This window comes from Flavobacterium sp. CLA17 (genome assembly GCF_013112255.2).
Lineage (GTDB): Bacteria > Bacteroidota > Bacteroidia > Flavobacteriales > Flavobacteriaceae > Flavobacterium > Flavobacterium circumlabens.
In genome coordinates, this window is record NZ_CP068294.1 from 4,034,953 (window position 1) to 4,058,205 (window position 23,253).

The following is a 23,253-nucleotide window of genomic DNA, read 5'->3' on the forward strand; positions in this document are numbered from 1 at the left end:
TAATTAAAAACCAAATTGTTATGGCAAATTTATATGACGGAAAAATGGCTGCGATTTACGATGCGATGTATCAGACTTTTGTGAATTATGACGAAGAGTATGCTTTTTATAATAACTTAATTCAGGAAAATGGCTGTTCTTCTATTTTAGAAATAGGCAGTGGGACGGGAAACCTGGCGAAACGATTCGACGAAAACAAACAAAACTATCAGGGTCTTGATTATAGCGAAAGTATGATCGAAATCGCAAAAGAACGAAACAAAAATTGTTCTTTTATACAAGGTGACATGCGTGATTTTAAACTTGATAATCCGGTAGATGTTATTTTAATTACGGGAAGATCTACCAGCTATCTCATCACCAACAGCGATATCAATAAAACTTTTGATGCACTTTACAAAAACAGCAAGGATGATGGCATTATAATTTTTGATTTTATCGACGCGAACCGCTTTATTCCTTTCATTAAGGAAAATTTGCTGATCACACATGAAGCAGACTACGAAAATGTAAATTACAAGAGAGACAGCCATTGGGATATCAATGATTCACAGGAAAACTTCATGTTGGATTGGAGTGCAGAATATTACACTGTTGTAAATGGCAAAAAAGAAGTTATTGAAAATGATTTTTCGACTGTTCGCGTTTTCACACTCAATGAAATAGAGCTGTTCCTATATCTAAATAATTTTGAAATACTAAAAGTCATCGACAGGAAAACCTATGCCTACGATACTTATGTGATTGTAGCAAAGAAAAAAACATAAAAAACCGGATGGTAAATCAGGTTTTTATCTACATTTTAAATTCTAAGGAATCGATTAATGTCTTTTCTTCATCAGTCGCGGTAAATCCTGAAATATTCCAGTAATTGGTCAGGATTTTATTTTTTTTATTAAAAAGAGTCTTGTCTTTAAAAACATCACTTTCACTATACGTAAATTTCTGCTTATTGAAATTTGTTGTAATAAAATTATTGCGTACCTGAATATTTTTGACCTGATCTTTCAGTACAAGATCATAAGCGATTTCTTCATTTGAACTCAGTACATAATAATCTGAACCATCCAATCTGTAATTTACCTTTACCAGCGATCTGGTCACATTCTTAGAGCCTACAGCGGCTTTATCTACTGTCGCTGCTAAAGTTCCCGGAGTGATGATAATGGAGAATTCAATTATTAATTTTTTCAAAGGATCATATACAATTTCGAAATTATCGACTGCTGTTTTAGATTTATCCAACGGCGTAATTTTCATTACATAATAATCTTTATTCACAGGATGTCCTCTGGTTATAAAGTCGTATTCTTTTTTTGCTTTTGGATTTAAAATAGGGTCAAAATAGCTCAAATTCGAATATTTTTCCATGATATCATTCAAATTATATCCTTTTAAATCAGCGCTTATATCCTTTTCCAGCAAACCATAAGACCGGTTTTGTTCTACCAGTAAAGTAGTGGAAACTTTTTTCTGGCTCACGCCAAACTGAAAATTCACAAGTCCGTCGTTATAATAAGAATATTGGTTGTTAAGCATAAAAAATTCCCTTACATAGACTTTTAGCCGATAAGGCATTGCTAGTTTTCCACGCGAATTGAGGACAATTTTCCGAAGGATTTTCTGGGGAGATTCTGTAGACAAAACAATTTCATCTAACTTATTGTTCTTACTTTTTAAATAAACTGTAAATTCATTCTCTTTTAAACTTGCCCAGCGAATGGTTAAATTTTCATAATTTGTTTCAGAAACCTGAACATTGGAGCCTCCGGTTAACATAAAATTCGCTTTACCTTCTTCATTACTTAATAAAATTTGTTTGGTCTTCATAATTACAATAGTTGCATTCTCTATAGGAAGCTGTGTTTCTATATCCTTTACAACAATAGAATATTCCGTATTTTGAGCAAAGACACCTCCGCTAAAAAATACAACAAACAAAATTATTAATTCCTTCATAGGCTATTCTTTAAAATTAACAAACAAAGTGTTAAAAAATCAATCAAATTAACAAAAATAAAACATTAAATCCCAATTTAATACGAAATACTTACAAATTGAGACATAAAAAAACCTGAGTTACAATACTCAGGTTCTTTTTTATCTTGACAGGACAAAACTTATTCGTTATGCAGAAACGCTTGGCGCGCGAGCAAAGTCTCTTCGTCTTCTACGTGATTATCATCTGGTACACAGCAATCTACAGGACATACGGCAGCACATTGAGGCTCATCGTGAAAACCTTTACATTCTGTACATTTTCCAGGAACAATATAATACACTTCATCCGAAATTGGAGTTTGTGCATCATCTGCATCCACTTCAGTTCCGTCTGGTAAAATTATTTTTCCTGAAAGGGCTGTTCCATCTTTATATCTCCAGTCATCAGCTCCTTCATAAATTGCTGTATTTGGGCATTCTGGTTCACAAGCTCCGCAGTTAATACATTCGTCGGTTATAATTATCGCCATTTTTATATTATTTTATGCTTTAAGTTTTAGGCTTTAAGCTATTTCTAAAATATTATTTTTCAAAAATTAAAGCTTATTGCATAAAGCTTACCGCTTACCGCTAAAAAAACTTATTTTTGTGCAAAATTACAATCAAAACTATTCATAAACAAACATTATGACATTAGAAACAAAAAAAAGTGTTTTTGTTGAATTAGGCAAATTCTTAAAACAATTTTCTGAAAACAATACAACTAAAAAATCGGATGTTTTACACAACGATTTATTTTTTGATGATTTCGAAAAGCTGATTCACTTATCACAATCTCATAATGGATGGTATACTCCTGAACAGGTATACTTTGCACTTCAGTCATGGGCAGACGCTTTAACAGAAGAAAATATTACAAAATGGCTTTCTAATTATTCCTTTGAATTATCTGTGGAAAAAGAAAACGGAAAAAATGTGGCACTGATTTTAGCCGGAAATATTCCGTTAGTCGGTTTTCATGATTTTTTATCTGTTTTAATAAGCGGAAATACTGCAGTCATAAAAACATCTTCAAATGATCAGCATCTGTTACCGTTTTTAGCTAAATACATCATTGCCGGCAATCCTGACTTTTCGGATAAAATCAATTTTGTAGAAGGAAAATTAGAAAATTTCGATGCCGTAATCGCTACAGGAAGTAATAATACAGCGCGTTATTTTGAATATTATTTCAAAGACAAACCTTCTATTATCCGTAAAAACAGAAATTCAGTTGCCGTTATAAACGGAAAAGAAACCAAAGAACAACTGGAAGCCTTAGGGGAAGATATATTTAGATATTTTGGATTAGGCTGTCGAAATGTTTCGAAGCTTTTTGTTCCGAAAGGCTATAAATTTGATGCTTTTTTCGAAGCTATCTTCAAATATCAGGACGTTATTCATTATGAAAAATACGCTAACAATTACGACTATAATAAGGCTGTATTTTTAATGAGTAATTTCAAATTACTCGACAATGGCTTTCTGACTTTAAAAGAAGATCCAAGTTATGCTTCTCCTATTTCGAGTGTTTTTTATGAATTTTACGAAAGCCGTGAAGATCTTGAAAAGCGCCTTGAAGCTGATACTGAACAAATTCAGTGTATTGTCAGTGCAGATTCAGGCAAAAACAATATTCCGTTTGGACAGACCCAAAATCCGCAATTGTGGGATTATGCAGATAACGTAGATACTATAACGTTTTTGTTAACAACAAAGTAAAAAAATGTTTAATTATTTCGAATAATTTATCGCTTTTTCAGCTCCTATTGCCGAAATTTGCGTTTTTAAAATTTTCGTCTATTAACTATATCATGAAAAAACACAACTACAGCGCAGGACCAAGTATTTTACCACAAGAAGTTTTTGAGAAAGCTTCAAAAGCCATTTTAAATTTCAATGATTCAGGACTATCTATCCTTGAAATTTCGCACCGAAGCAAAGATTTTGTTGCTGTAATGGATGAAGCCCGATCGCTTGCTTTAGAATTATTAGGACTTGAAGGAAAAGGATATCAGGCCTTATTTTTACAAGGTGGTGCCAGTACTGCATTTTTAATGGCGCCGTACAATTTGATGAAAGAAAACGGAAAAGCCGCTTACTTAGATTCAGGAACCTGGGCAACCGCTGCCATAAAAGAAGCTAAAAATTTTGGAGAAACTGTTGTCGTAGCTACTTCAAAAGAAGAAAATTACAATCATATTCCAAAAGGATACAAAATACCAGCTGATGCAGATTATTTTCACTGTACCAGTAACAATACCATTTTTGGAACTCAGATGCATGATTTCCCAACTACAGATATTCCTGTAGTTTGCGATATGAGTTCGGATATTTTTTCACGTAATTTAGATTTTTCTAAATTTGATTTAATCTATGCCGGAGCCCAAAAAAATATGGGACCTGCAGGAACAACTTTGGTCGTTGTCAAAGAAGAAATTCTGGAGAAAAACGGAAGAACTATTCCAAGTATGTTAGATTACGCTAAACATATCAAAGCAGAAAGCATGTACAATACACCTCCTGTTTTTGCAGTATATGTTTCGTTATTAACGCTACAATGGATCAAAAATAACGGTGGTGTTGCAGCGATTGAAAAATTAAACGATGCCAAAGCGGCTTTGCTTTATGCTGAAATCGACAGAAATCCTTTATTCAAAGGAGCTGCCGCAGCTGAAGACCGTTCTAAAATGAATGTTACTTTCTTATTGAACAACCCCGATCACGCCGCAACTTTTGATGCGCTTTGGAAAGAAGCCAATATCTCAGGATTACCGGGACACCGTTCTGTTGGTGGTTACAGAGCTTCAATTTACAATGCGATGCCGATCGAAAGTGTTCAGGTATTGGTAGATGTAATGAAAGCGTTGGAATCTAAAGTTTAGTTCGCAGTTTCAGTCTCAGTTTACAGTTTTCAAACCGAATAGTGCAAACTGTAAACTGAGACTGAAAACTGAGACTGAGACTGACCGAATTCCTAAATCAAAAAAAATATAATAGATGGCTAATCAATTAAACCTTTAAACGAATAAACGATTAACCAAATAAACACATAAACACAAATGAAAGTATTAGCCAATGACGGAATTTCTAAAAGTGGAATTCTAGCTTTAGAAAAAGGTGGATTTGAAGTTATAACAACAAAAGTGGCACAGGAACAAGTGGCTAATTTTGTAAACGAAAACAATGTAAGCGTAGTTTTAGTGCGCAGTGCGACTAAAGTTCGTAAAGATATTATTGATGCCTGCCCGGGGCTTAAAATCATTGGCCGTGGTGGTGTTGGTATGGATAATATCGATGTTGATTATGCCAAAAGCAAAGGAGTTCACGTAATTAACACACCTGCTTCATCATCAGAATCTGTTGCTGAACTGGTTTTTGGACACTTATTTTCCGGTGTTCGTTTTTTACATGATTCTAACCGAAATATGCCTCTTGAAGGAGATTCAAACTTTGACGGTTTGAAAAAAGCCTACGCAAACGGGGTTGAATTAAGAGGAAAAACGCTTGGAATTGTTGGTATCGGACGTATTGGCCAGGCTACTGCAAAAATGGCACTTGGTTTAGGTATGAAAGTGATTGCTGCCGATAGTTTTATTCCGACTGTAGATGTAAAGGTAGAGTTTTTTGACGGTCAGTCTATTACGACAACAATTGTTTCCCAATCTTTGGAATCGTTGTTTAAAGAAGCCGATTTTATTACCCTACACGTTCCTGCTCAGGATGGTTATATCATCGGGGAAAAAGAATTTGCAATTATGAAAGACGGTGTTGGAATCGTAAACTGTGCCCGTGGTGGTGTGATTGACGAAGTGGCATTGGTAAAAGCTTTGGATTCAGGTAAAGTAGCATTTGCAGGACTGGACGTTTTTGAAAGCGAGCCAAAACCGGAAATGGCAATTTTAATGCACCCTAAAATTTCATTGACGCCACACATCGGAGCTGCAACGGGAGAAGCACAAGACAGAATTGGTACTGAGTTAGCTTCACAAATTATCACTTTGTTGAGCTAATTAACTGTAATTAAATATCTTAAAAGGGATTTATTAACATTGTTTAATAAATCCCTTTTCTTTTTTATTAAATTTGAACTTACCAATCTAAAAAAATCTAAATCATGTTTGAACAATTAACACAATTAGTGCAACAATATGGAGGCGATGCAGTTGTCAATAACAGTGCCGTCCCAAACGAACATAATGAAGCGGTAGTAGCTGAAGCCGGCAACTCCATTTTTTCAGGACTGCAGAAAATTGCTTCAGAGGGTGGTGGTGCAGAACAGTTGGCTGGTTTATTTAACGGAAGTTCTCCAATAGACAATTCGAATCCGGTGGTACAGCAAATAACACAGCAACTCACAGGTAGTCTTGGTGAGAAATTTGGATTAAGCAATGCAGATTCTTCAGGTGTTGCCTCCAGCATTATTCCACAGGTATTAAATTCATTGGTGAATAAAGCAAAAGATCCAAATGACAGCAGTTTTCAGATTTCAGATATCATTGGAGCCATTTCCGGAAACAGCGGACAGGCATCCGGTATTATGGACACCATCTCTAAATACGGAATGCAGTTTGGCCTGGACCAAAATGCTGATGGAAAAGTTGACGTAGCAGATGTTATGGTCATCACCAAAAGCAAAGGAGGCATCTCAGGCTTTATCGGTAAATTATTTGGAAGATAAGTTTTTTTAAGGTTCAGAGTTGCAAAGGTTCAGAGTTGCAAAGGTTTTCTTTGCGATCTTTTTTAATAAAGTCAGCCTTTGTACCTCTGAACCTTTGTCCCTTTGTCCCTTTGCAGCTCTAAACCTTAGTACCTTTGCAACTTAGTACCTTAGTACCTTTTTTTTCCGTAACTTTAGGTTCAAATTAAAAGTCATGAAAAACTTCGTTTACATTCTTGCGATTTTGTGCACCATTATAGCCTGCTCAACTGCCAAAACAAATGCAATTGAACCGGTAAATAATAATGGAGTAGCATTAAACGATACGATACGAATTGCCAATGACTCTTTAGAATACGAAGTTATCATTATCGACAACGGTTTTAGCACCTGGCTGGCTTCCCGAGCTTTTCCAAGAAATTATCACTCTCAAAGCTATCTGGAGTCGAAAAATATTTTATACGTAAACGAATGGAATAATCGTGTTTTGCAGCCGCAACGTTACAGTCCGAATTTATATGAAATGAATATCAATTATAACCCTGCAATCAATTATGGGTACGAGGTAAATTACCTCATTTATAATTATATGATTTATTTTCAAAATACTTACAAACAAAAACTTTGGGGTTATGTTCCTTCCAGATAATGTTGTTATATTTGTAATCATTACAAATAAAAATGAATAAATTAAAGCAACGCTGGGGAATCTCCTCAAACTTCCAACTCATTATTATATTTATTGTTTTTGCCATCACCGGATCGGCATCGGCTTATTTATCCAAGCCTTTTTGTATTTGGCTGGGAATCAGCAAAGAAGATTTTGGCGGATGGTTTACCTTAATCAGACTGATTATTATTTTCCCTATTTACCAGGTTTTATTAGTGGCAATAGGAACCCTGTTCGGACAGTTTCGTTTCTTTTGGAACTTTGAAAAAAAAATGCTCAAAAGTATGGGGCTTGGATTTCTGTTTAAAGATTAATTAGTTTTATTCCTTTCTCTGGATGTAATAGGTGTAAATCCACGTTAGTGTAAACGACGGAATTACATCTGTAAAAGGCAGAATTTCTTCTACAAAAGTCAAAATACCCGCTACTCTCCCTACTCTTCCTTTGTACATATAAGTCATTAAAAAACCGGCCAGCGGTGCCCAGACAACATCGGCAAATTCCCCAACAAGCGGAATTGTAAAAGTCAACATTCCCATTGCATCAAAAAGCAGACCCAACAACAGCTTTTTGGTTTTTTCGTCTTTCACCATTATTTCTTCTTTCATATTCCTAAATTTAGTACTATTTTATTTAAAAACCAACTGGTTATAAATCAGACTTTTTACATTTATAAAATTGTCCTCAACCTAACAATCAAATATTGTTCCTAAAATTCTGTTAGAACAGCTTACGATTTCAACAGAATCTTTGTTTCTTTGTAAAAACAGTTTCATAAATGATACACGCAAAAAATATACATAAATTCTACGATCAGCTTGAAGTTTTAAAAGGAGTCGATTTGCATATTAAAAAAGGAGAAATTGTTTCAATCGTTGGAGCTTCCGGAGCCGGAAAAACAACATTACTGCAAATTTTAGGAACATTAGATAAACCATCAAAATCACAAACTGAAACTTCATTAATTATAAACGGAGAGAATATACTGGGTTTCAATGATAAAGCATTATCAAAATTCAGAAATTTAAATTTGGGATTTATTTTTCAGTTTCACCAGTTATTACCGGAATTTACAGCCTTGGAAAATGTTTGCATTCCTGCTTATTTAGCCAATAAACCTAAAGCTGAAACCGAAAAAGAAGCTAAAAGGCTATTAGAATATCTTGGTTTGTCGCACAGAATAAATCATAAACCAAGCGAACTTTCGGGCGGGGAACAACAACGTGTCGCTGTTGCCAGAGCCCTGATTAATAAACCTGACGTAATTTTTGCCGATGAACCTTCCGGAAACCTGGATACCCATTCTGCCGAAAATCTGCATCAGTTATTTTTTCAGCTTCGTGACGAATTCGGTCAGACTTTCGTGATCGTGACCCACAACGAAGAATTAGCCAATATGGCCGACAGAAAATTAATCATGGTCGATGGCCAAATTAGTAATTAGGAGCTATTTCCTGCTGTCCGCTCTATCTTTTCCTTGCTAAAGAAGCAAGAAAAAGGATGCCGCTCCCATCAGGGCTACGACACCAGAATAACAAGAACTTTCATTTTAAGCATGAACCAAAAAGAACTCAAAGAATTTCTGGACGAAAAAGTCATTCAATACAACAATCAGGATTTTATTGAAAGCGATCCGGTACAGATTCCGCATTTGTTTACTCAAAAAGAAGACATCGAAATTGCCGGTTTCCTAAGTGCCACCATTGCCTGGGGAAATCGTAAAATGATTATTAAAAATTCGCATTCCATGATGGAATTAATGGGTAATACGCCTTATGATTTTGTTATGTCCCATTCTGGTGAAGATTTGGCAAGACTGGAGAATTTTGTTCACAGAACCTTTAACGGAAATGATTTTGCCGGTTTTATAAAAGGATTGCAGCACATTTATAAAAACCACAATGGCCTTGAAGCCGTCTTTGCTAAAAATCAGGAAAATGAAAGCCTGCAAAAAAGCATTCATGAATTTAAAAAGATCTTTTTTGAAACAGATCATCTTCCGCGAACTCAAAAACACATTTCAGATCCCTTAAACAATTCCGCTGCCAAAAGAATCAACATGTACCTGCGCTGGATGGTACGTCAGGATACAAAAGGAGTCGATTTAGGAATCTGGAAAACGATCTCACCAGCTGCCTTATCCTGCCCTTTAGATGTACATTCCGGCAATGTTGCCCGAAAGCTGGGCATCCTGACCCGAAAACAAAACGATGGAAAAGCTTTAGCTGAATTAGACCAAAAACTAAGGAAAATGGACGCTCAAGACCCTGTAAAATACGATTTTGCCCTTTTTGGCCTTGGTGTTTTTGAAGGATTCTGATATTGATAATCAAGCAATTAAATACCTGAATTTCTCGAATCATCTGGTAATCTAACAATCAAACCGTTATTTTAACGTACATTTGCACAAAATTTAATGTAAATGAGCACTTTCGAAAAATTCAATCTTCCAAAATCACTACAAAAAGCAATCGACGAATTGGGTTTTGTTACACCAACTCCAATTCAGGAAAAATCCTTTGCTGTGATTATGTCAGGTCGCGATATGATGGGAATTGCACAAACCGGTACTGGTAAAACATTTGCCTATTTACTGCCTCTTTTAAAATTATACAAATTTACGCCAACCAATACCCCAAAAATTGTAATTCTGGTTCCTACCCGTGAATTAGTGGTTCAGGTTGTAGAAGAAGTAGAGAAATTAACCAAATACATGTCGGTTAAAACACTTGGTATTTTTGGTGGTGTAAATATCAATACACAGAAAAAAGCCGTTTACGAAGGAGTTGATATCCTGGTTGGAACCCCTGGTCGTACTATGGATTTGGCTTTGGATGCGGTAATTCGTTTTGATGAGACTCAGAAATTAGTAATTGATGAGTTCGATGAAATGCTGAATTTAGGTTTCCGTACGCAATTGACAGCATTGTTGGCGATGATGAAAACCAAACGTCAAAACATTTTATTCTCCGCAACCATGACGGATGAAGTAGATGCGGTTCTGAATGACTTTTTTGATTTTCCGGAAGAAGTCACACTTGCTGCTTCAGGAACTCCACTTGAAAAAATTACACAGATTACCTATAATGTTCCGAACTTTAATACCAAAGTAAACTTACTGAAACATTTATTGGAAACCAATGAAAGCATGGAACGTGTTTTGGTTTTTGTGAATAATAAAAAGATTTCAGACATGCTTCACACACGTATCGAAGAAGATTTCGAAGGTCAGTTTGGAGTAATTCACTCCAATAAATCTCAAAATTACCGTTTGAGTACGATGGCTGAATTTCAGGAAGGAAATCTTCGCGGACTGATTACCACAGACATTATGGCGAGAGGTTTGGATATTTCTAATATTTCTCATGTTATTAACTTTGAGCTCCCGGAATTCCCTGAATTATACATGCACCGAATTGGCCGTACTGGTCGTGCCGATGCTACAGGAACTGCAATCAGTTTTATCACGCCACGTGAAGAAGAATTTAAGGTAGAAGTTGAAGTTTTAATGAATCAGGAACTGGCAATAGCCGATTTTCCTCAAGAAGTAGAAATTTCATCTAAACTGATCGAGCCTGAAAAAGACCGCCAGCCTATTAAGTTTTTAATGAAAAAACAAAAACTCAACGGAGATGGTGCTTTCCATGAAAAAGACAAAAAGAACAAAAAAGTGAATCTTGGAGGTCCATCAAAAACCAAAAAGAAAACGCATGGTTCTGTTAACAGAAATATGTTGAAAACGAGAGATAAGAAAAGAAAAGATAAGAATAAATAGGTTTTTTCTAAAGGTTCAAAGGCTCAAAGGTGCAGAGGTTCAAAGTTTTTAAACTTATGCTTCTTCACTTTTGAGCCTTTATTTTTTAATCTTTGAGCCTTTGTTTCTCTGTAGCTCTGAACCTTGGTAACTTACATTTTCGTAAAAACCAGTCCAACCGGCGAACAAAGTTCTATTTTTTTACCAGTATCGGTCAGCTTTCCGGTAGTTTTGTCTCTTTTAAAAATTATGATATCATTCGTATACTGATGTGCTACTAAAAGGTAATTTCCTGTTGGATCCATTGCGAAATCTCTTGGGCCTTTCCCTAAAGTACTTAATTGTTCGACCAGTTCTAATCCTCCGTTTTTAAGAATTTTATAAACCGAAATAGCATTAACATCTACGCGGTCTGATACGTATAAAAATTTTCCGTCAGGCGAAATTTTTATAGCCGCTGCTCCGGTTCCTCCTTTAAAATCTTTTGGAAGAATACTGATTTCTCCGACAAGTTTTAAACTTCCGTTTTTATCATACGAAAAAGTAGTCAGTGTTCCGTCTAATTCCTGAACCAGATACACAAATTTGCCATCTTTGCTGAAAGTTAAATGTCTTGGGCCACTTCCTGCTTTTACGTCAACTGTTCCTTTTAGTGTTAGAATTTCATGTTTAGCAGTCGGATTGTATTTATAAATAAACACCTTATCCTCGCCTAAATCATTCGATAAAACAAACTTTTTATCCGGTGAAAAAACCACCATATGGACATGTGCTTTCTCCTGACGCGCTTTATTTGGACCTTTTCCTTCATGCTGAATTAACTGTTGCCCCTCCGTTATACTTCCATCAGCATTTTTCTTAAATACAGCAATACTTCCGCCTGAATAATTGGCTATAATTACATTCTGAGCATCATTAATTAAATGACACGGATCTGCTCCTAAAGCATCATTTTTATTTAAAAAAGTAAGTTTTCCTGATTTGGCGTCATATCCAAAAGCACTTGCGGTACTCTGGGTTCCGTTTTCGTTTACGGCATAAACAAATTTATTATCTGCTGAAACAGACAAATAACTTGGACTTAAAACATTTTCTGAGTTATTTTTCAATTTAAATTCACCTGTAGCTGCATTGAATTCGTACACATAAATCCCCTTACTCTCACAAGTGTTCGTATAAGTTCCCACCAATAAATTGAATTTATTCTGAGCCTGGAAAGTAGTAAAAACTAAAGTTGAAAAAAGAAACATATATAATCTTTTCATATTTTTTGATTTGTTTTTTGAATTAGCTAAAATACTCAATATTCTCTTTTGGAAGTCCATTTTTTATTACAAATGAATTTACAAAAGTTACATTTTTCAAATATCTGCACTGAAACCATATAAGTAGTTGAAGAGATTATAAGCAAATGTTTGTTTGTTGTTTGTTCAAAAATTATATGAACTTAAATTACTTATATGGTTTAAGCAACATATAACTTAGGGTTTAACCAATATTACGTATTTGGTTTAACTAAAAATTTGTATTTTTGACCAGTATCTTCACGAAAAAACAAACGTAGTGAAGTAAATCAAAGCCAGAATGCATTTTAAACACCCCGAAATTCTATACTTTCTGTTTTTATTGATTGTTCCTGTTTTGGTTCATTTGTTTCAATTACGACGTTTTAAAACCTCCTATTTTACGAACGTTCGTTTCTTAAAAGAACTTTCCATTCAAACCCGTAAAAGTTCTAAAATAAAAAAAAGACTATTGCTGGCCACCCGTTTGCTCTTATTGGCTTTCGCTATTTTTGCCTTCGCACAGCCTTTTTTCGAAGCCAAAGACAGTAAAAATGCATCGAACGAAATGTATATTATTCTGGACAATTCCTTTAGTATGCAGGCAAAAGGAAAAAAGGGTGAATTACTAAAACGAGCCGTTCAGGAATTACTGGAAAACACCCCTGAAACTGCTAATTTTTCACTGCTTACCAATACCGAAAACTATTGGAATACCGATATTAAATCTTCCAAAAGTGCTTTACAAAATCTAAAATACAGCGCAACTCCGTTTGAGCTTTCAGCTATAATAGCAAAAATTAAAGCGCATAAATCTGCTCATAAAAAAGACATTGTAGTCATTACTGATGCTGTTGGCCTTACTGAAAAAGATATAAAAAATATTGATCCTGAAGAAAAACCTTATTTTATAATTCCGGAAGCGGAACAAAAAAATAATGTCGCGATTGACAGCGTTTTTATCAATCAGACCCTGGATCATTTTTATGAAATCAGTGTGAATTTATCGGCTTACGGAGAAGATTTCAAACCAATTTCGATGGCACTTTACAATCAGAACAAACTGATTGCCAAAACCATCATCAATTTTGATAACAGGAAAAAGAAAATCAATTTTACGATTCCGAAAGAAGCTTTTCATGGTTATGTAACGATTGAAGATAATGGCTTGAGTTACGATAACAAGCTTTATTTCAGTATTTCGAAAACGAAGAAAACAAACGTCATTAGTATTGGAGATCCGGAAAAAAGTAACTTTTTGTCCAGAATTTACACGCAATCTGAGTTCAATTATAACAACTACTCGCTCAGTAGTCTGGATTATAATAGTTTAGAAAAACAAAATACTATTATTCTGAATGAACTGGAAGAAGTGCCTCAGGCTTTGCAGACCACTTTAAAAGCATTTGTATCAAAAGGCGGGAATTTAGTAATCATACCTTCTGAAAAAAGTTCGATTAGCAACCTGAATACTTTTCTAGGTAATTTTGGAAAAATTCAATTTAAAAACCTTCAGAATACCAGTAAATTAATTACCAAAATCAACTTTGATCACCCTTTGTTTGCTGGTGTTTTTGAAAATAAAATTACGAATTTTCAATATCCTAAAACCGCTAAGTCATTTGACATTTCGAGTCCGTATCCGGCAGTTTTATCTTATGAAGACCAAAGCGTATTCCTTACAATGGTTCAAAATGCGGTTTCGGGAGTTTCTGTTTTCTCAGCACCTCTTAATGCTGTGAATTCAAACTTTCAGCAGTCGCCTTTAATTGTTCCTCTTTTTTACAAAATGGGGCAGAACAACCAAAAAACGGGAGTTAATGCATTGACTATTGGTAATAATCAGCCGTATTTCGTGGATGTTTTATTGACGAAGGATGCTATTTTAGAGATAAAAGGAAATGACGATTCTTTTATTCCGATTCAGCAAATATTGAATAATAAAGTAAAATTAATATTTAACGACTTTCCTGAAACAGCCGGAAATTATAGTGCTTTTGATAAAAAAAACTGGGTAGAAAACCTGAGCTTCAATTACAAACGAAGCGAAAGTGATTTAAGCCAGGCCAATACAAGTGTGGTTTCGGATTTTAAAACTGCCGATACCCTTTCAACTATTTTTAACACCCTGCAAACTGAACGAACTGACAGCCAAATTTGGAAATGGTTTGTTATCTTTGCACTGTTATTTTTAGCATTAGAAATGGCCATTATCAAATTTGTAAAGTAAAGTTTGTACAGCATTGTCATTTCAACGAAGGAGAAATCGCACAAGCTGAGAACGCACTGCAAGGAGCATTGGATGCGATTTCTCCTTCGTCGAAATGACACAAGATAACCTCTGAATGTTAAGCAGCTACGATTTCAATTTAAAATAAATTTATCTACATATGAAAATAATCATCAGAAGCGCCAGAATTATCGACTCAAAAAGTTCTTTTCACAACCAGACCGTTGATCTTTTAATTGCAGATGGTATTATAGAAAAAATAGGACCTTCAATTCTTGATATTGACGATACAACCGAAGTAAAATTCGATAATCTACATCTCTCACAAGGCTGGTTTGACAGCAGTGTTTCTTTTGGAGAACCAGGTTACGAAGACAGGGAAACCATCGCAAACGGATTGAAAGTTGCAGCCAAAAGTGGTTTTACCGGCATTGCGCTTCAGCCCAACTCCTTCCCTGTTATCGACAATCAATCGCAGATTAATTTTGTAAAAAGCAAAGCAAATGGTTTTGCAACAGAACTTTTCCCAATCGGAGCTTTAACCAAAGCCAGTGAAGGGAAGGATATGGCAGAATTATTTGATATGAAAAAATCGGGTGCTGTCGCTTTTGGAGATTATAACAAAAGCCTTGACAATGCCAATCTTCTGAAAATCGCCTTGCAATATGTGCAGGATTTCGATGGTTTGATCATTTCCTATTCGCAAGATGCCAACATTAAAGGAAATGGTGTCGTAAACGAAGGAATTGTTTCTACGCGACTAGGTTTAAAAGGAATTCCAAATTTAGCGGAAGAATTACAGATTTCCAGAAACTTGTTTTTACTGGAATATACAGGAGGAAAACTTCATATACCAACCATTTCTACCGCAAAATCGGCTGCCATGATTAAGGAAGCTAAAGCGAAAGGCCTGAACATAACCTGCAGTGTGGCTGTTCACCATTTGGTTTTAAACGATGAAAAATTAGAAGGTTTTGACACACGCTACAAAGTAACACCGCCATTGCGAAATGAAACGGACAGGATTGGCCTTATCGATGCTGTCCTTGACGGAACAATTGATATGATTACTTCCGATCATAATCCGATTGACATTGAATTCAAAAAAATGGAATTTGATACGGCTAAAAATGGTACCATTGGACTCGAAAGTGCTTTTGGTGCTTTATTAACTGTTTTACCTTTAGAAACTGTAATCGAAAAACTAACTTCAGGAAAAGCGGTTTTCGGAATTCAAAACAATGCAATTACAGAAGGTGCCAAAGCTAATTTTACACTTTTTACCACAAAAGGAAAATCAACTTTTACAAAAGAAAATATTCTTTCCAAATCCAAAAATTCTGCGTTCTTAGGAACAGAAATTCAAGGTGCTGTTTATGGAATTTTAAATCAAAATCAACTTGTTATCACAAAATAATCACATGAATAATTCGATCGAAGAGGGAAAAACTGCTGCAATTACCAGCTACATTTTAATTATAGGTGTACTTATTGCCATGTCTATGAACTCTGAAAACAAAAATAGTTTTGCTTCATTTCATATACGCCAGGCTTTGGGACTATCGCTGGCTTTCATTTCATTTGGAGCTATTATCAGCAATTTTGACAGCTTTTTCATTACTTTCCCGATGTGGATCTGCATTTCAGTTTTATGGAGCTATGGTATATTTAGTGCTATACAGGGACATACAAGACCTATTCCTTTAGTTGGAGAGCTTTTTCAGAAATGGTTTAAAAGCATTGGTTAGAATAAATTCCAATCCCGAAGCGTTGGGATAAATTCCAAATTCCAAACCTGAAAAACGTTGTCAAGGCGAATTTTTGGCAAAAGGGAAAATTTCCAACTCATAACTCAAACTCAGAACTTTTACAAGAAATGAATCTATCTTTAGAATATAAAATACAAGAACCAAAAGTTATCTTAGACAAGAATCCCGTTTTGCTTTTATTACACGGATATGGCAGCAACGAAGCTGATTTGTTTTCATTTGCTTCTGAACTTCCGGACAATTATTACATCATTTCGGCAAGAGCACCTTATGATTTGCAATATGGAGCCTATGCCTGGTACGCCATTAATTTTGATGCGGATCAGAATAAGTTTTCAGATAACGAACAAGCTAAAACTTCACGTGATTTAATCGCTGCATTTATCGATGAATTAGTAGCGAATTATCCTATCGATCCCGCTAATGTAACTTTAATTGGCTTCAGTCAGGGTTCTATTCTGAGTTATGCCGTAGCGCTTTCGTATCCTGAAAAAATTCAGAAAGTGGTTGCGATGAGTGGTTATTTTAATGAAGAAATCATCAAGGAAGGTTTTGAACAAAATGACTTTACAAACCTGAAAATATTTGCTTCTCACGGAACTGTAGATCAGGTTATTCCGATTGAATGGGCCAGAAGAACTCCAGCAATCTTAGAGAAATTAAATATTCCTGTTACGTATAAAGAATACCCTGTTGGTCACGGAGTTGCACCGCAGAATTTCTTTGATTTTAAGAACTGGCTTGCTTTATAGTATTCAGTTTACAGTCGCAGTTTTCAGTGTAAAACTGCGACTGTAAACTGTAAACTCTATTTTTGATACAGCAAAGACTGGTTTACTTCAAAAGTAATGCTTTCATCATCAGCAACAAAGTATTTCAACAACACTTCCCCCCAATATTCGCCATTGCTGTAATCTGCAATAATCCATCTGTGATTCAGTATTTTAACTTTATTGATGATAAATTTTTTACCCTCAATTTTGTCCTGTCCTGTATACGGATTTCCGTCTGGACTGGAATTGTAATCCAGTAATTTTTCGGTTACCACCGGAATCAGTTTTTCGTAAAGAATCACTTTACCTCCCGAGGCACTGTTATCAAAATAGTTCTGTGCATTTTCGTTATTTTCCAAAGAAAAATAATTCGATTCTGTCAGTTTTGTTGTAACCAGATTGATACTGTCTCTTAGCTTTTTGGTTGTTTTATCATATCTTTCCTGCCCAAATTTTACTTCACGGCTGTAAAACATATACGTAAAAACATTCATTAATATCGCAAGGATAAAAAGGTAAAGCATTAAGGATTTTTTCATTTTTGGAATATAATTAAATTGTAATTTCTAAATTATCGTAAGCCAGAAAGACATTTTCAGGAAGTTGCTGCTGCACTTCTTCGTGAAAACCCAATACATGGCTGATGTGTGTTAAATAAGCCACTTCAGGTTTTACCAAATTGATAAAATCAAGGGCTTCCTGCAGGTTGAAGTGTGTCTCATGAGGTTCTACACGCAAAGCATTTACCACCAAAACTTTCAGGTTTTTGAGCTTTTTAATTTCGGTTTCGTGAATGGTTTTTACGTCTGTGAGATACGCAAAGTCATCTATCCGATATCCGAAAACCTGCAAATCGCCATGCATAACATTTACCGGAATTGCCATTTTGTCCCCAATGGCAAAAGGTGCATCGTTTTTGACTTCGATTGTTTTTACACTTGGTGCTCCGGGATATTTGTTGACAGTTTCGAAAACATAGTCAAAACGACGTCTGAGATTGTCTATTACCCGCTGATGGGCATAAACAGGAATTTCACCCTGTCTGAAATTAAACGGGCGAATATCGTCTAAACCTGCCGTATGATCTGCATGTTCATGCGTAAATAAAATAGCATCCACCTTGCGGCATCCGCAGGAAAGCATTTGCTGCCTGAAATCAGGACCACAATCTATCACGTACGAATGTGTGTCCCACGTAATCCAAATGGACACGCGGAGCCTTTTGTCCTTAGCATCAGTGCTATTACAAACAGGATGATCGACCCCAATAATTGGGATACCCTGAGAAGTACCGGTACCTAAAAAATAGATCTTCAATTGAACTTAATTTTTTTACAAAAATAGGATTATTTCTCTTTCATTAGAAGCCTAATTTGCTAACTTTGTAACAAATCTATTTAAAATAAAATGGGTACAGAAATAAAACTCAAAGGTGACAAGGTCATCGAACAGATTCCTTCTATAAAAGACAAAGCGTTACGCATTAATTTAAACGAGAATATTTACGGAACATTTGCTGAAATTGGTGCTGGACAAGAAACGGTCAGGCATTTTTTCAGGTCCGGAGGTTCATCGGGAACTATTGCAAAAGCAATGTCTGCCTATGACAAAGATTTTAGTGACGCCGTTTACGGAATTGAAGGTGACGGAAGGTACGTAACCGAAAACCGACTCAAAAAAATGTTAACCTTTGAAGGTGAACTTATAGAAGAGCGTCTGAGCCGAGAAAAACATCCCAACAAACTTTTCTTTAGTTACGCCAATACCGTTGCAACTATTGACTTTGCCAAACAATTTAAAGGTCACGGCTGGGTTGGAATACGATACCAGATAGAACCGGACGAAGCTTACAACGAAATTATTCTGCACATTCGTTTTAAAGAAACTGACGCAAGACTACAACAGGAAACACTGGGAATTTTAGGTGTAAACTTAATTTACGGTGCTTTTTACAAATACAACGATCCAAAACGATTACTTCGTTATTTATACGATCACTTAGATAAAGACCAGCTTGAAATTGACACTATTAACTTCTCAGGACCCCGTTTTGCAGATGTTGACAATCGTCTGATGAGTTTACAACTGGTTAAAAACGGAATGACAGATGCTGTAATGTTTAACCCTGAAGGGAAAAATATTTTACCGGCTGCCATTTTATACAAAAAGAACCTTTTGGCCTTTAGGGGAAGTTTTCGTCCGGTTACGAATGTAAACCTTGACATGTACGAGAAATCATTGAAGATGTTTCTGGAAGAAAATAAGGTTGAAAAAGAGAATACTCTGGTTGTTTTTGAAATTACACTATCGAATTTACGTTCTGATGGTGAAATTGACGAACGCGATTTCATGGACAGGGCAGAATTACTTTGTTCGTTAGGACAAACCGTTATGATTTCTAATTTCCAGGAATATTATAAAGTAGTGGAATATTTTGCTAACTATACCAAAGCCCGAATGGGATTGGCGATGGGAGTAAATAACTTAATTGATATTTTTGACGAGAAATATTACCGTCACCTGAGTGGTGGAATCCTGGAAGCTTTTGGAAAATTATTCTACCGCGATATGAAAGTATTTTTATATCCGATGTTGGGTGAAAATGGAGAAATTATTACTTCTGAAAACCTGAAAGTTCATCCTAGAATGAAAGAATTGTATAAATTCTTCAAATTCAACGGAAAGGTAGTGGACATAAAAGATTACAATACCGATATATTGAACGTATTCTCACGCGAAGTTTTAAAAATGATCAGTCAGGGGAAATCGGGCTGGGAACCTATGTTGCCTTCCGGAGTTGCCGAAATTATAAAGGAACATCATTTATTTGGTTATCATCCTGAAACTGAATTGGAGCAAAATATATAACGATTATTTGTTCAGAACAAAAAAAGTCCAAAAGAGAAATAATTTCTTTTTTGGACTTTTTTTGTTTTCAGTCTCGGTCACAGTTTTTCGCAATTTTGTCATTTCGAGGAACGAGAAATCACATTAGAAAATCCGTAAAGAAAATTTGCCAATCTTTGTGGATTAGCAAGTATGATTTCTCGTTCCTCGAAATGAACAAACTGAACGCTAACTTTTTTTTTGCAAACAAACGGCTACTTCAAAATTTGCGATGCGTGTTCTTTTGTTTTTACATTTTCAATTACTTCTTCTATAATTCCGTTTTCATCAATTACGAAAGTGGTTCTGTGGATTCCGTCGTATTCTTTTCCCATGAATTTTTTAGGCCCCCAAACACCAAAAGCATTGATTACTGATTTATCTTCGTCGGCAATTAACGGAAAAGGGAATTCATATTTGTCTTTGAATTTCCCCTGTGCTTTCTGGCTGTCGGCACTTACGCCTAAAAGCTCGTAGTTATTGGCTTTAAAACGTTCGAAATTGTCTCTTAAATCACAGGCTTCAGCTGTGCAGCCTGGTGTGCTTGCTTTCGGGTAAAAGAAAACTACCAGCTTTTTTCCGGCGTAATCTGCCAATTTATGGATGTTTCCGTCCTGATCTGCTCCCGAAAATTGTGGTGCTTTATCTCCTTGTTTTAATGTTGTCATTTTTTTTATTTTAGATTGTTGATTTTAGATTTTTAAACCGAATAATAAAGAGGAAAGAGTAAAGATTGTTGAATTGGATTTACATTTGAAACTCATCACTCACAACTTATAACTCATAACTCATAACTCCTTACTTTTAACTTATAATTCATTATTTTTACGGGATTAAAAATACGGAAATGAATAAAGAAGCTCGCGTACAATTTGTTATAAATACGTTAAAAGAACTCTACCCTACTATACCTGTTCCTCTTGATCACAAAGATCCTTATACTTTACTGATTGCTGTTTTATTATCGGCACAATGCACAGATGTCCGTGTGAATCAAATTACACCTTTACTTTTTGCAAAGGCTGATAATCCTTATGATATGATAAAAATGTCTGTGGAAGAAATTAAGGAAATTATTCGCCCTTGCGGATTATCCCCGATGAAGTCGAAAGGAATTTATGGCTTATCGCATATTCTTATTGACAAACATGACGGAAAAGTACCGCAGAGTTTTGAGGCACTTGAAGAATTACCTGCCGTTGGCCATAAAACAGCAAGTGTGGTCATGTCCCAGGCTTTTGGAGTTCCTGCTTTTCCGGTTGATACACACATTCACCGATTGATGTACAGATGGAATCTTTCGAATGGAAAGAATGTGGTACAAACAGAAAAAGATGCCAAAAGGTTATTCCCACGCGAATTATGGAATGATTTACATCTGCAAATTATCTGGTACGGCCGTGAATATTCCCCTGCCCGTGGCTGGAGTTTAGAGAAAGATATTATTACGAGAACGATTGGAAAGAAATCTATTATCGATGAAATGAGCAAGGTTAAGTAATTTTCAAATGAGGTAACTTTAATTGCTTAAGAATTCCGGTTAAACTTTATTATTGTTTTATAAAATACAAAGGTGCAAAAGTTTAATAGTTGATTTTTCTCTAAACCAGAAACCTCATCAAGCTATTCAAACCTTTGCACCTTTGCGACTTTGTACCTTTGCACCTTTATTATTAGCCTCAACAACCTACATTCCGGCTTTTAAAGAATTGTATTCCATAGTCATGTCAAGTGATCTGTAAACTCCCAAAAGTGTTTTTGCAACGGATTCATTTTTAGGTTCAATAAGAAGTGCTTTTTTAAGATAGGGAATAGCACTTCTGGCAATATCATCTTTTTTAGCATTTAGTTTATCGTATTGCTGCATTTCTTTTGGACTGGTTCCTAAAGCGGAAATTTCTTCTGTTAAAGCTTTTTTTAGTTCCAATTTTAAATAAGCCAGATTAACGTACGCATCAACACAATTTGGATCTATCTCCAAAATACTGTTATAAGTTGTTTCTGCTTTGGCAAAATCTTTTTTCTCCAGATAAGAATAAGCCAGATTTTTATTTACCTCTATTTTTTTCGAAGGAACAGATTCTGTTCTTGGTTTCTCATAAAGACCGGCATCAATAGCTGATTGTCTTGCTTTTGGCGAAATAAAAGTATCTTCTTCTTTTGTCTTTTTATTCGTAGCGTAATAAACAATTCCTTTTCCTGAAAAGTTGATTTTCTTTAACTGCTCGTAATATTTAATTGCCGAATCATAATCTTCTGCATTTACAGAAGCTGCCGCTGCATTATACAAATTCAGGGTGTCTTTTTTATCAAACAAATACACCTTAAAACTCTTTTCTGCGCTTTCTTTGAACTTACCTGCCTTAAAATCATTCATTGCACCATTTACGAGATTGGATTTCATTTGTTTTAATGCTGCACCGGCTTTTACACTGTATTTATATTTTCCGGATTCATTTTCATATAACATCACATCCTGATAGGCTTGTGAGGCTAAGGTAAAGTTATTGGCTGCATCTATATCTTTGGTAGCTAAATCCTTTAATACATTTCCTTTCAAAAAATAAAAATCAGATTTGTCTTCATCAGGGGCATTAAGGATCATGTATTCTGTTTTATTCAAAATCGTCATTGCAGCCTGGGAATTACCTTTTTCAAAAATAGATTGCGCTTCTTTAATTTGTGCATTTTGGGCATACACGCTAACATTCATCAATACAATTGATAGTATTAAATATTTCATTTTCATTTGAACTTAGGTTTGATGGTTAAATAAAGTTTTGGTTTTTATTTCCTGAGCAATTTTGGCAGAATATGCCGGCTTAAAAGTGGTTATGACTATTTTTAAAAAATATTTTCATCTCCGGACAAAACAGGATTGTTGTCTGGTTTCTTTTAAGCAAAATTGCATGCACTCTTAATTTCCACTTATGGATTTAAAAGTTTATCAAACTGAACAAATTAATTAGTGTAGTTTTTTATCATATTAAACATTTTAGGGGTTAAAGATTCTTTCATTACTTTTAAAGCATACTTATAAAAAATACATGATTTTAACAATATTTAAACTATAAATACCTTTTTATTAATTATTTGTTACAAACAATTTATTTTTATCTAAAATAAAATTAAAAACTGAATAGACAAATAAAATACAAACAATTTTTTAACCAAAATATAACGTTTCGTGCAAAATAAATAATAACCTACAATTGTACAGAATAAAAAATGTTATTTACTACAAAATA

The 23,253-nt window shown here is 35.0% G+C and carries 24 protein-coding genes; 16 read left to right on the forward strand and 8 right to left on the reverse strand.

Features of this window, described 5'->3' with window-relative positions:
* Positions 1 to 20: 20 nt before the first annotated feature.
* On the forward strand, positions 21 to 767 hold the full coding sequence (locus HAV12_RS16590) for a class I SAM-dependent methyltransferase (RefSeq protein ID WP_171570655.1): 747 nt from the start codon (positions 21 to 23) through the stop codon (positions 765 to 767).
* 28 nt (positions 768 to 795) lie between these two features.
* On the opposite strand, the gene HAV12_RS16595 is transcribed toward HAV12_RS16590, so the two are convergent.
* Together HAV12_RS16595 and HAV12_RS16600 are read right to left on the reverse strand one after the other, a co-directional pair.
* Positions 796 to 1,959, reverse strand: coding sequence for a hypothetical protein (locus HAV12_RS16595; protein ID WP_171570656.1), 1,164 nt, complete (start codon positions 1,957 to 1,959; stop codon positions 796 to 798).
* A gap of 161 nt (positions 1,960 to 2,120) precedes the next feature.
* Positions 2,121 to 2,471: a 4Fe-4S dicluster domain-containing protein gene (locus HAV12_RS16600; RefSeq protein ID WP_132037845.1), complete on the reverse strand. Its 351-nt coding sequence runs from the start codon at positions 2,469 to 2,471 to the stop codon at positions 2,121 to 2,123.
* A gap of 157 nt (positions 2,472 to 2,628) precedes the next feature.
* Between HAV12_RS16600 and HAV12_RS16605 the strand changes: the two genes are divergently transcribed.
* From HAV12_RS16605 to HAV12_RS16630, 6 genes are all read left to right on the forward strand, one after another.
* Entirely contained in the window at positions 2,629 to 3,702 is a 1,074-nt protein-coding gene (locus HAV12_RS16605) for an acyl-CoA reductase (protein WP_171570657.1), read from the forward strand.
* A gap of 92 nt (positions 3,703 to 3,794) precedes the next feature.
* Positions 3,795 to 4,865 carry a 3-phosphoserine/phosphohydroxythreonine transaminase gene (serC, locus tag HAV12_RS16610; protein ID WP_171570658.1) on the forward strand — a complete coding sequence of 357 codons (1,071 nt, stop codon included), beginning with the start codon at positions 3,795 to 3,797 and terminating at the stop codon, positions 4,863 to 4,865.
* 177 nt (positions 4,866 to 5,042) lie between these two features.
* A complete protein-coding gene (locus tag HAV12_RS16615) occupies positions 5,043 to 5,993 on the forward strand; it encodes a D-2-hydroxyacid dehydrogenase (protein ID WP_171570659.1) in 951 nt (316 codons plus the stop codon).
* Positions 5,994 to 6,097: 104 nt separating this feature from the next.
* Positions 6,098 to 6,661, forward strand: coding sequence for a DUF937 domain-containing protein (locus tag HAV12_RS16620; RefSeq protein WP_171570660.1), 564 nt, complete (start codon positions 6,098 to 6,100; stop codon positions 6,659 to 6,661).
* A 193-nt stretch (positions 6,662 to 6,854) separates the two neighbouring features.
* Positions 6,855 to 7,289, forward strand: a complete 435-nt coding sequence (locus tag HAV12_RS16625) for a DUF6146 family protein (RefSeq protein WP_171570661.1) — start codon at positions 6,855 to 6,857, stop codon at positions 7,287 to 7,289.
* A 32-nt stretch (positions 7,290 to 7,321) separates the two neighbouring features.
* Positions 7,322 to 7,624: a DUF6787 family protein gene (locus HAV12_RS16630; protein WP_171570662.1), complete on the forward strand. Its 303-nt coding sequence runs from the start codon at positions 7,322 to 7,324 to the stop codon at positions 7,622 to 7,624.
* A gap of 6 nt (positions 7,625 to 7,630) precedes the next feature.
* On the opposite strand, the gene HAV12_RS16635 is transcribed toward HAV12_RS16630, so the two are convergent.
* Positions 7,631 to 7,918: a hypothetical protein gene (locus tag HAV12_RS16635; protein ID WP_132037838.1), complete on the reverse strand. Its 288-nt coding sequence runs from the start codon at positions 7,916 to 7,918 to the stop codon at positions 7,631 to 7,633.
* A gap of 170 nt (positions 7,919 to 8,088) precedes the next feature.
* Here HAV12_RS16635 and HAV12_RS16640 point away from each other — a divergent pair, with 170 nt between their 5' ends.
* From HAV12_RS16640 to HAV12_RS16650, 3 genes are all read left to right on the forward strand, one after another.
* Positions 8,089 to 8,754 carry an ABC transporter ATP-binding protein gene (locus HAV12_RS16640; RefSeq protein ID WP_132037837.1) on the forward strand — a complete coding sequence of 222 codons (666 nt, stop codon included), beginning with the start codon at positions 8,089 to 8,091 and terminating at the stop codon, positions 8,752 to 8,754.
* A 111-nt stretch (positions 8,755 to 8,865) separates the two neighbouring features.
* The gene (locus HAV12_RS16645) at positions 8,866 to 9,630 is read left to right on the forward strand and encodes a TIGR02757 family protein (protein WP_171570663.1); all 765 of its coding nucleotides are present in this window, start codon (positions 8,866 to 8,868) and stop codon (positions 9,628 to 9,630) included.
* Between the two features lie 102 nt (positions 9,631 to 9,732).
* A complete protein-coding gene (locus HAV12_RS16650) occupies positions 9,733 to 11,085 on the forward strand; it encodes a DEAD/DEAH box helicase (RefSeq protein ID WP_171570664.1) in 1,353 nt (450 codons plus the stop codon).
* A gap of 131 nt (positions 11,086 to 11,216) precedes the next feature.
* On the opposite strand, the gene HAV12_RS16655 is transcribed toward HAV12_RS16650, so the two are convergent.
* Positions 11,217 to 12,329, reverse strand: coding sequence for a lactonase family protein (locus HAV12_RS16655; protein WP_171570665.1), 1,113 nt, complete (start codon positions 12,327 to 12,329; stop codon positions 11,217 to 11,219).
* 319 nt (positions 12,330 to 12,648) lie between these two features.
* Here HAV12_RS16655 and HAV12_RS16660 point away from each other — a divergent pair, with 319 nt between their 5' ends.
* The 4 genes from HAV12_RS16660 (at position 12,649) to HAV12_RS16675 (ending at position 17,098) form a co-directional block, all read left to right on the forward strand.
* Positions 12,649 to 14,577: a BatA and WFA domain-containing protein gene (locus tag HAV12_RS16660; RefSeq protein ID WP_171570666.1), complete on the forward strand. Its 1,929-nt coding sequence runs from the start codon at positions 12,649 to 12,651 to the stop codon at positions 14,575 to 14,577.
* A 160-nt stretch (positions 14,578 to 14,737) separates the two neighbouring features.
* On the forward strand, positions 14,738 to 15,994 hold the full coding sequence (locus HAV12_RS16665) for a dihydroorotase family protein (RefSeq protein WP_171570667.1): 1,257 nt from the start codon (positions 14,738 to 14,740) through the stop codon (positions 15,992 to 15,994).
* 4 nt (positions 15,995 to 15,998) lie between these two features.
* Complete coding sequence (locus HAV12_RS16670; RefSeq protein ID WP_171570668.1) at positions 15,999 to 16,325, forward strand: hypothetical protein; 327 nt, start codon at positions 15,999 to 16,001, stop codon at positions 16,323 to 16,325.
* Between the two features lie 128 nt (positions 16,326 to 16,453).
* Complete coding sequence (locus tag HAV12_RS16675; RefSeq protein ID WP_171570669.1) at positions 16,454 to 17,098, forward strand: alpha/beta hydrolase; 645 nt, start codon at positions 16,454 to 16,456, stop codon at positions 17,096 to 17,098.
* A gap of 56 nt (positions 17,099 to 17,154) precedes the next feature.
* On the opposite strand, the gene HAV12_RS16680 is transcribed toward HAV12_RS16675, so the two are convergent.
* Together HAV12_RS16680 and HAV12_RS16685 are read right to left on the reverse strand one after the other, a co-directional pair.
* On the reverse strand, positions 17,155 to 17,658 hold the full coding sequence (locus HAV12_RS16680) for a hypothetical protein (protein ID WP_171570670.1): 504 nt from the start codon (positions 17,656 to 17,658) through the stop codon (positions 17,155 to 17,157).
* A gap of 13 nt (positions 17,659 to 17,671) precedes the next feature.
* Positions 17,672 to 18,436, reverse strand: coding sequence for an MBL fold metallo-hydrolase (locus HAV12_RS16685; protein WP_171570671.1), 765 nt, complete (start codon positions 18,434 to 18,436; stop codon positions 17,672 to 17,674).
* A 90-nt stretch (positions 18,437 to 18,526) separates the two neighbouring features.
* Here HAV12_RS16685 and HAV12_RS16690 point away from each other — a divergent pair, with 90 nt between their 5' ends.
* A complete protein-coding gene (locus tag HAV12_RS16690; protein WP_132037826.1) occupies positions 18,527 to 19,987 on the forward strand; it encodes a TonB-dependent receptor in 1,461 nt (486 codons plus the stop codon).
* 233 nt (positions 19,988 to 20,220) lie between these two features.
* Here HAV12_RS16690 and bcp read toward each other — a convergent pair whose 3' ends face one another.
* The gene (gene bcp, locus HAV12_RS16695; RefSeq protein ID WP_171570672.1) at positions 20,221 to 20,673 is read right to left on the reverse strand and encodes a thioredoxin-dependent thiol peroxidase; all 453 of its coding nucleotides are present in this window, start codon (positions 20,671 to 20,673) and stop codon (positions 20,221 to 20,223) included.
* A 179-nt stretch (positions 20,674 to 20,852) separates the two neighbouring features.
* On the opposite strand from bcp, the gene nth reads away from it, so the two are divergent.
* Positions 20,853 to 21,506: an endonuclease III gene (gene nth / locus HAV12_RS16700; RefSeq protein ID WP_171570673.1), complete on the forward strand. Its 654-nt coding sequence runs from the start codon at positions 20,853 to 20,855 to the stop codon at positions 21,504 to 21,506.
* Between the two features lie 186 nt (positions 21,507 to 21,692).
* Here nth and HAV12_RS16705 read toward each other — a convergent pair whose 3' ends face one another.
* Entirely contained in the window at positions 21,693 to 22,754 is a 1,062-nt protein-coding gene (locus HAV12_RS16705; RefSeq protein ID WP_171570674.1) for a lipopolysaccharide assembly protein LapB, read from the reverse strand.
* Positions 22,755 to 23,253: the final 499 nt, after the last annotated feature.

What these genes read in the sequence shown, in the direction of transcription:
- HAV12_RS16590 (WP_171570655.1), top strand. Translation starts at nt 21, where the DNA reads ATGGCAAATTTATATGACGGAAAAATGGCTGCGATTTACGATGCGATG.
- HAV12_RS16595 (WP_171570656.1), bottom strand. Translation starts at nt 1,959, where the DNA reads ATGAAGGAATTAATAATTTTGTTTGTTGTATTTTTTAGCGGAGGTGTC.
- HAV12_RS16600 (WP_132037845.1), bottom strand. Translation starts at nt 2,471, where the DNA reads ATGGCGATAATTATAACCGACGAATGTATTAACTGCGGAGCTTGTGAA.
- HAV12_RS16605 (WP_171570657.1), top strand. Translation starts at nt 2,629, where the DNA reads ATGACATTAGAAACAAAAAAAAGTGTTTTTGTTGAATTAGGCAAATTC.
- serC (WP_171570658.1), top strand. Translation starts at nt 3,795, where the DNA reads ATGAAAAAACACAACTACAGCGCAGGACCAAGTATTTTACCACAAGAA.
- HAV12_RS16615 (WP_171570659.1), top strand. Translation starts at nt 5,043, where the DNA reads ATGAAAGTATTAGCCAATGACGGAATTTCTAAAAGTGGAATTCTAGCT.
- HAV12_RS16620 (WP_171570660.1), top strand. Translation starts at nt 6,098, where the DNA reads ATGTTTGAACAATTAACACAATTAGTGCAACAATATGGAGGCGATGCA.
- HAV12_RS16625 (WP_171570661.1), top strand. Translation starts at nt 6,855, where the DNA reads ATGAAAAACTTCGTTTACATTCTTGCGATTTTGTGCACCATTATAGCC.
- HAV12_RS16630 (WP_171570662.1), top strand. Translation starts at nt 7,322, where the DNA reads ATGAATAAATTAAAGCAACGCTGGGGAATCTCCTCAAACTTCCAACTC.
- HAV12_RS16635 (WP_132037838.1), bottom strand. Translation starts at nt 7,918, where the DNA reads ATGAAAGAAGAAATAATGGTGAAAGACGAAAAAACCAAAAAGCTGTTG.
- HAV12_RS16640 (WP_132037837.1), top strand. Translation starts at nt 8,089, where the DNA reads ATGATACACGCAAAAAATATACATAAATTCTACGATCAGCTTGAAGTT.
- HAV12_RS16645 (WP_171570663.1), top strand. Translation starts at nt 8,866, where the DNA reads ATGAACCAAAAAGAACTCAAAGAATTTCTGGACGAAAAAGTCATTCAA.
- HAV12_RS16650 (WP_171570664.1), top strand. Translation starts at nt 9,733, where the DNA reads ATGAGCACTTTCGAAAAATTCAATCTTCCAAAATCACTACAAAAAGCA.
- HAV12_RS16655 (WP_171570665.1), bottom strand. Translation starts at nt 12,329, where the DNA reads ATGAAAAGATTATATATGTTTCTTTTTTCAACTTTAGTTTTTACTACT.
- HAV12_RS16660 (WP_171570666.1), top strand. Translation starts at nt 12,649, where the DNA reads ATGCATTTTAAACACCCCGAAATTCTATACTTTCTGTTTTTATTGATT.
- HAV12_RS16665 (WP_171570667.1), top strand. Translation starts at nt 14,738, where the DNA reads ATGAAAATAATCATCAGAAGCGCCAGAATTATCGACTCAAAAAGTTCT.
- HAV12_RS16670 (WP_171570668.1), top strand. Translation starts at nt 15,999, where the DNA reads ATGAATAATTCGATCGAAGAGGGAAAAACTGCTGCAATTACCAGCTAC.
- HAV12_RS16675 (WP_171570669.1), top strand. Translation starts at nt 16,454, where the DNA reads ATGAATCTATCTTTAGAATATAAAATACAAGAACCAAAAGTTATCTTA.
- HAV12_RS16680 (WP_171570670.1), bottom strand. Translation starts at nt 17,658, where the DNA reads ATGAAAAAATCCTTAATGCTTTACCTTTTTATCCTTGCGATATTAATG.
- HAV12_RS16690 (WP_132037826.1), top strand. Translation starts at nt 18,527, where the DNA reads ATGGGTACAGAAATAAAACTCAAAGGTGACAAGGTCATCGAACAGATT.
- bcp (WP_171570672.1), bottom strand. Translation starts at nt 20,673, where the DNA reads ATGACAACATTAAAACAAGGAGATAAAGCACCACAATTTTCGGGAGCA.
- nth (WP_171570673.1), top strand. Translation starts at nt 20,853, where the DNA reads ATGAATAAAGAAGCTCGCGTACAATTTGTTATAAATACGTTAAAAGAA.
- HAV12_RS16705 (WP_171570674.1), bottom strand. Translation starts at nt 22,754, where the DNA reads ATGAAAATGAAATATTTAATACTATCAATTGTATTGATGAATGTTAGC.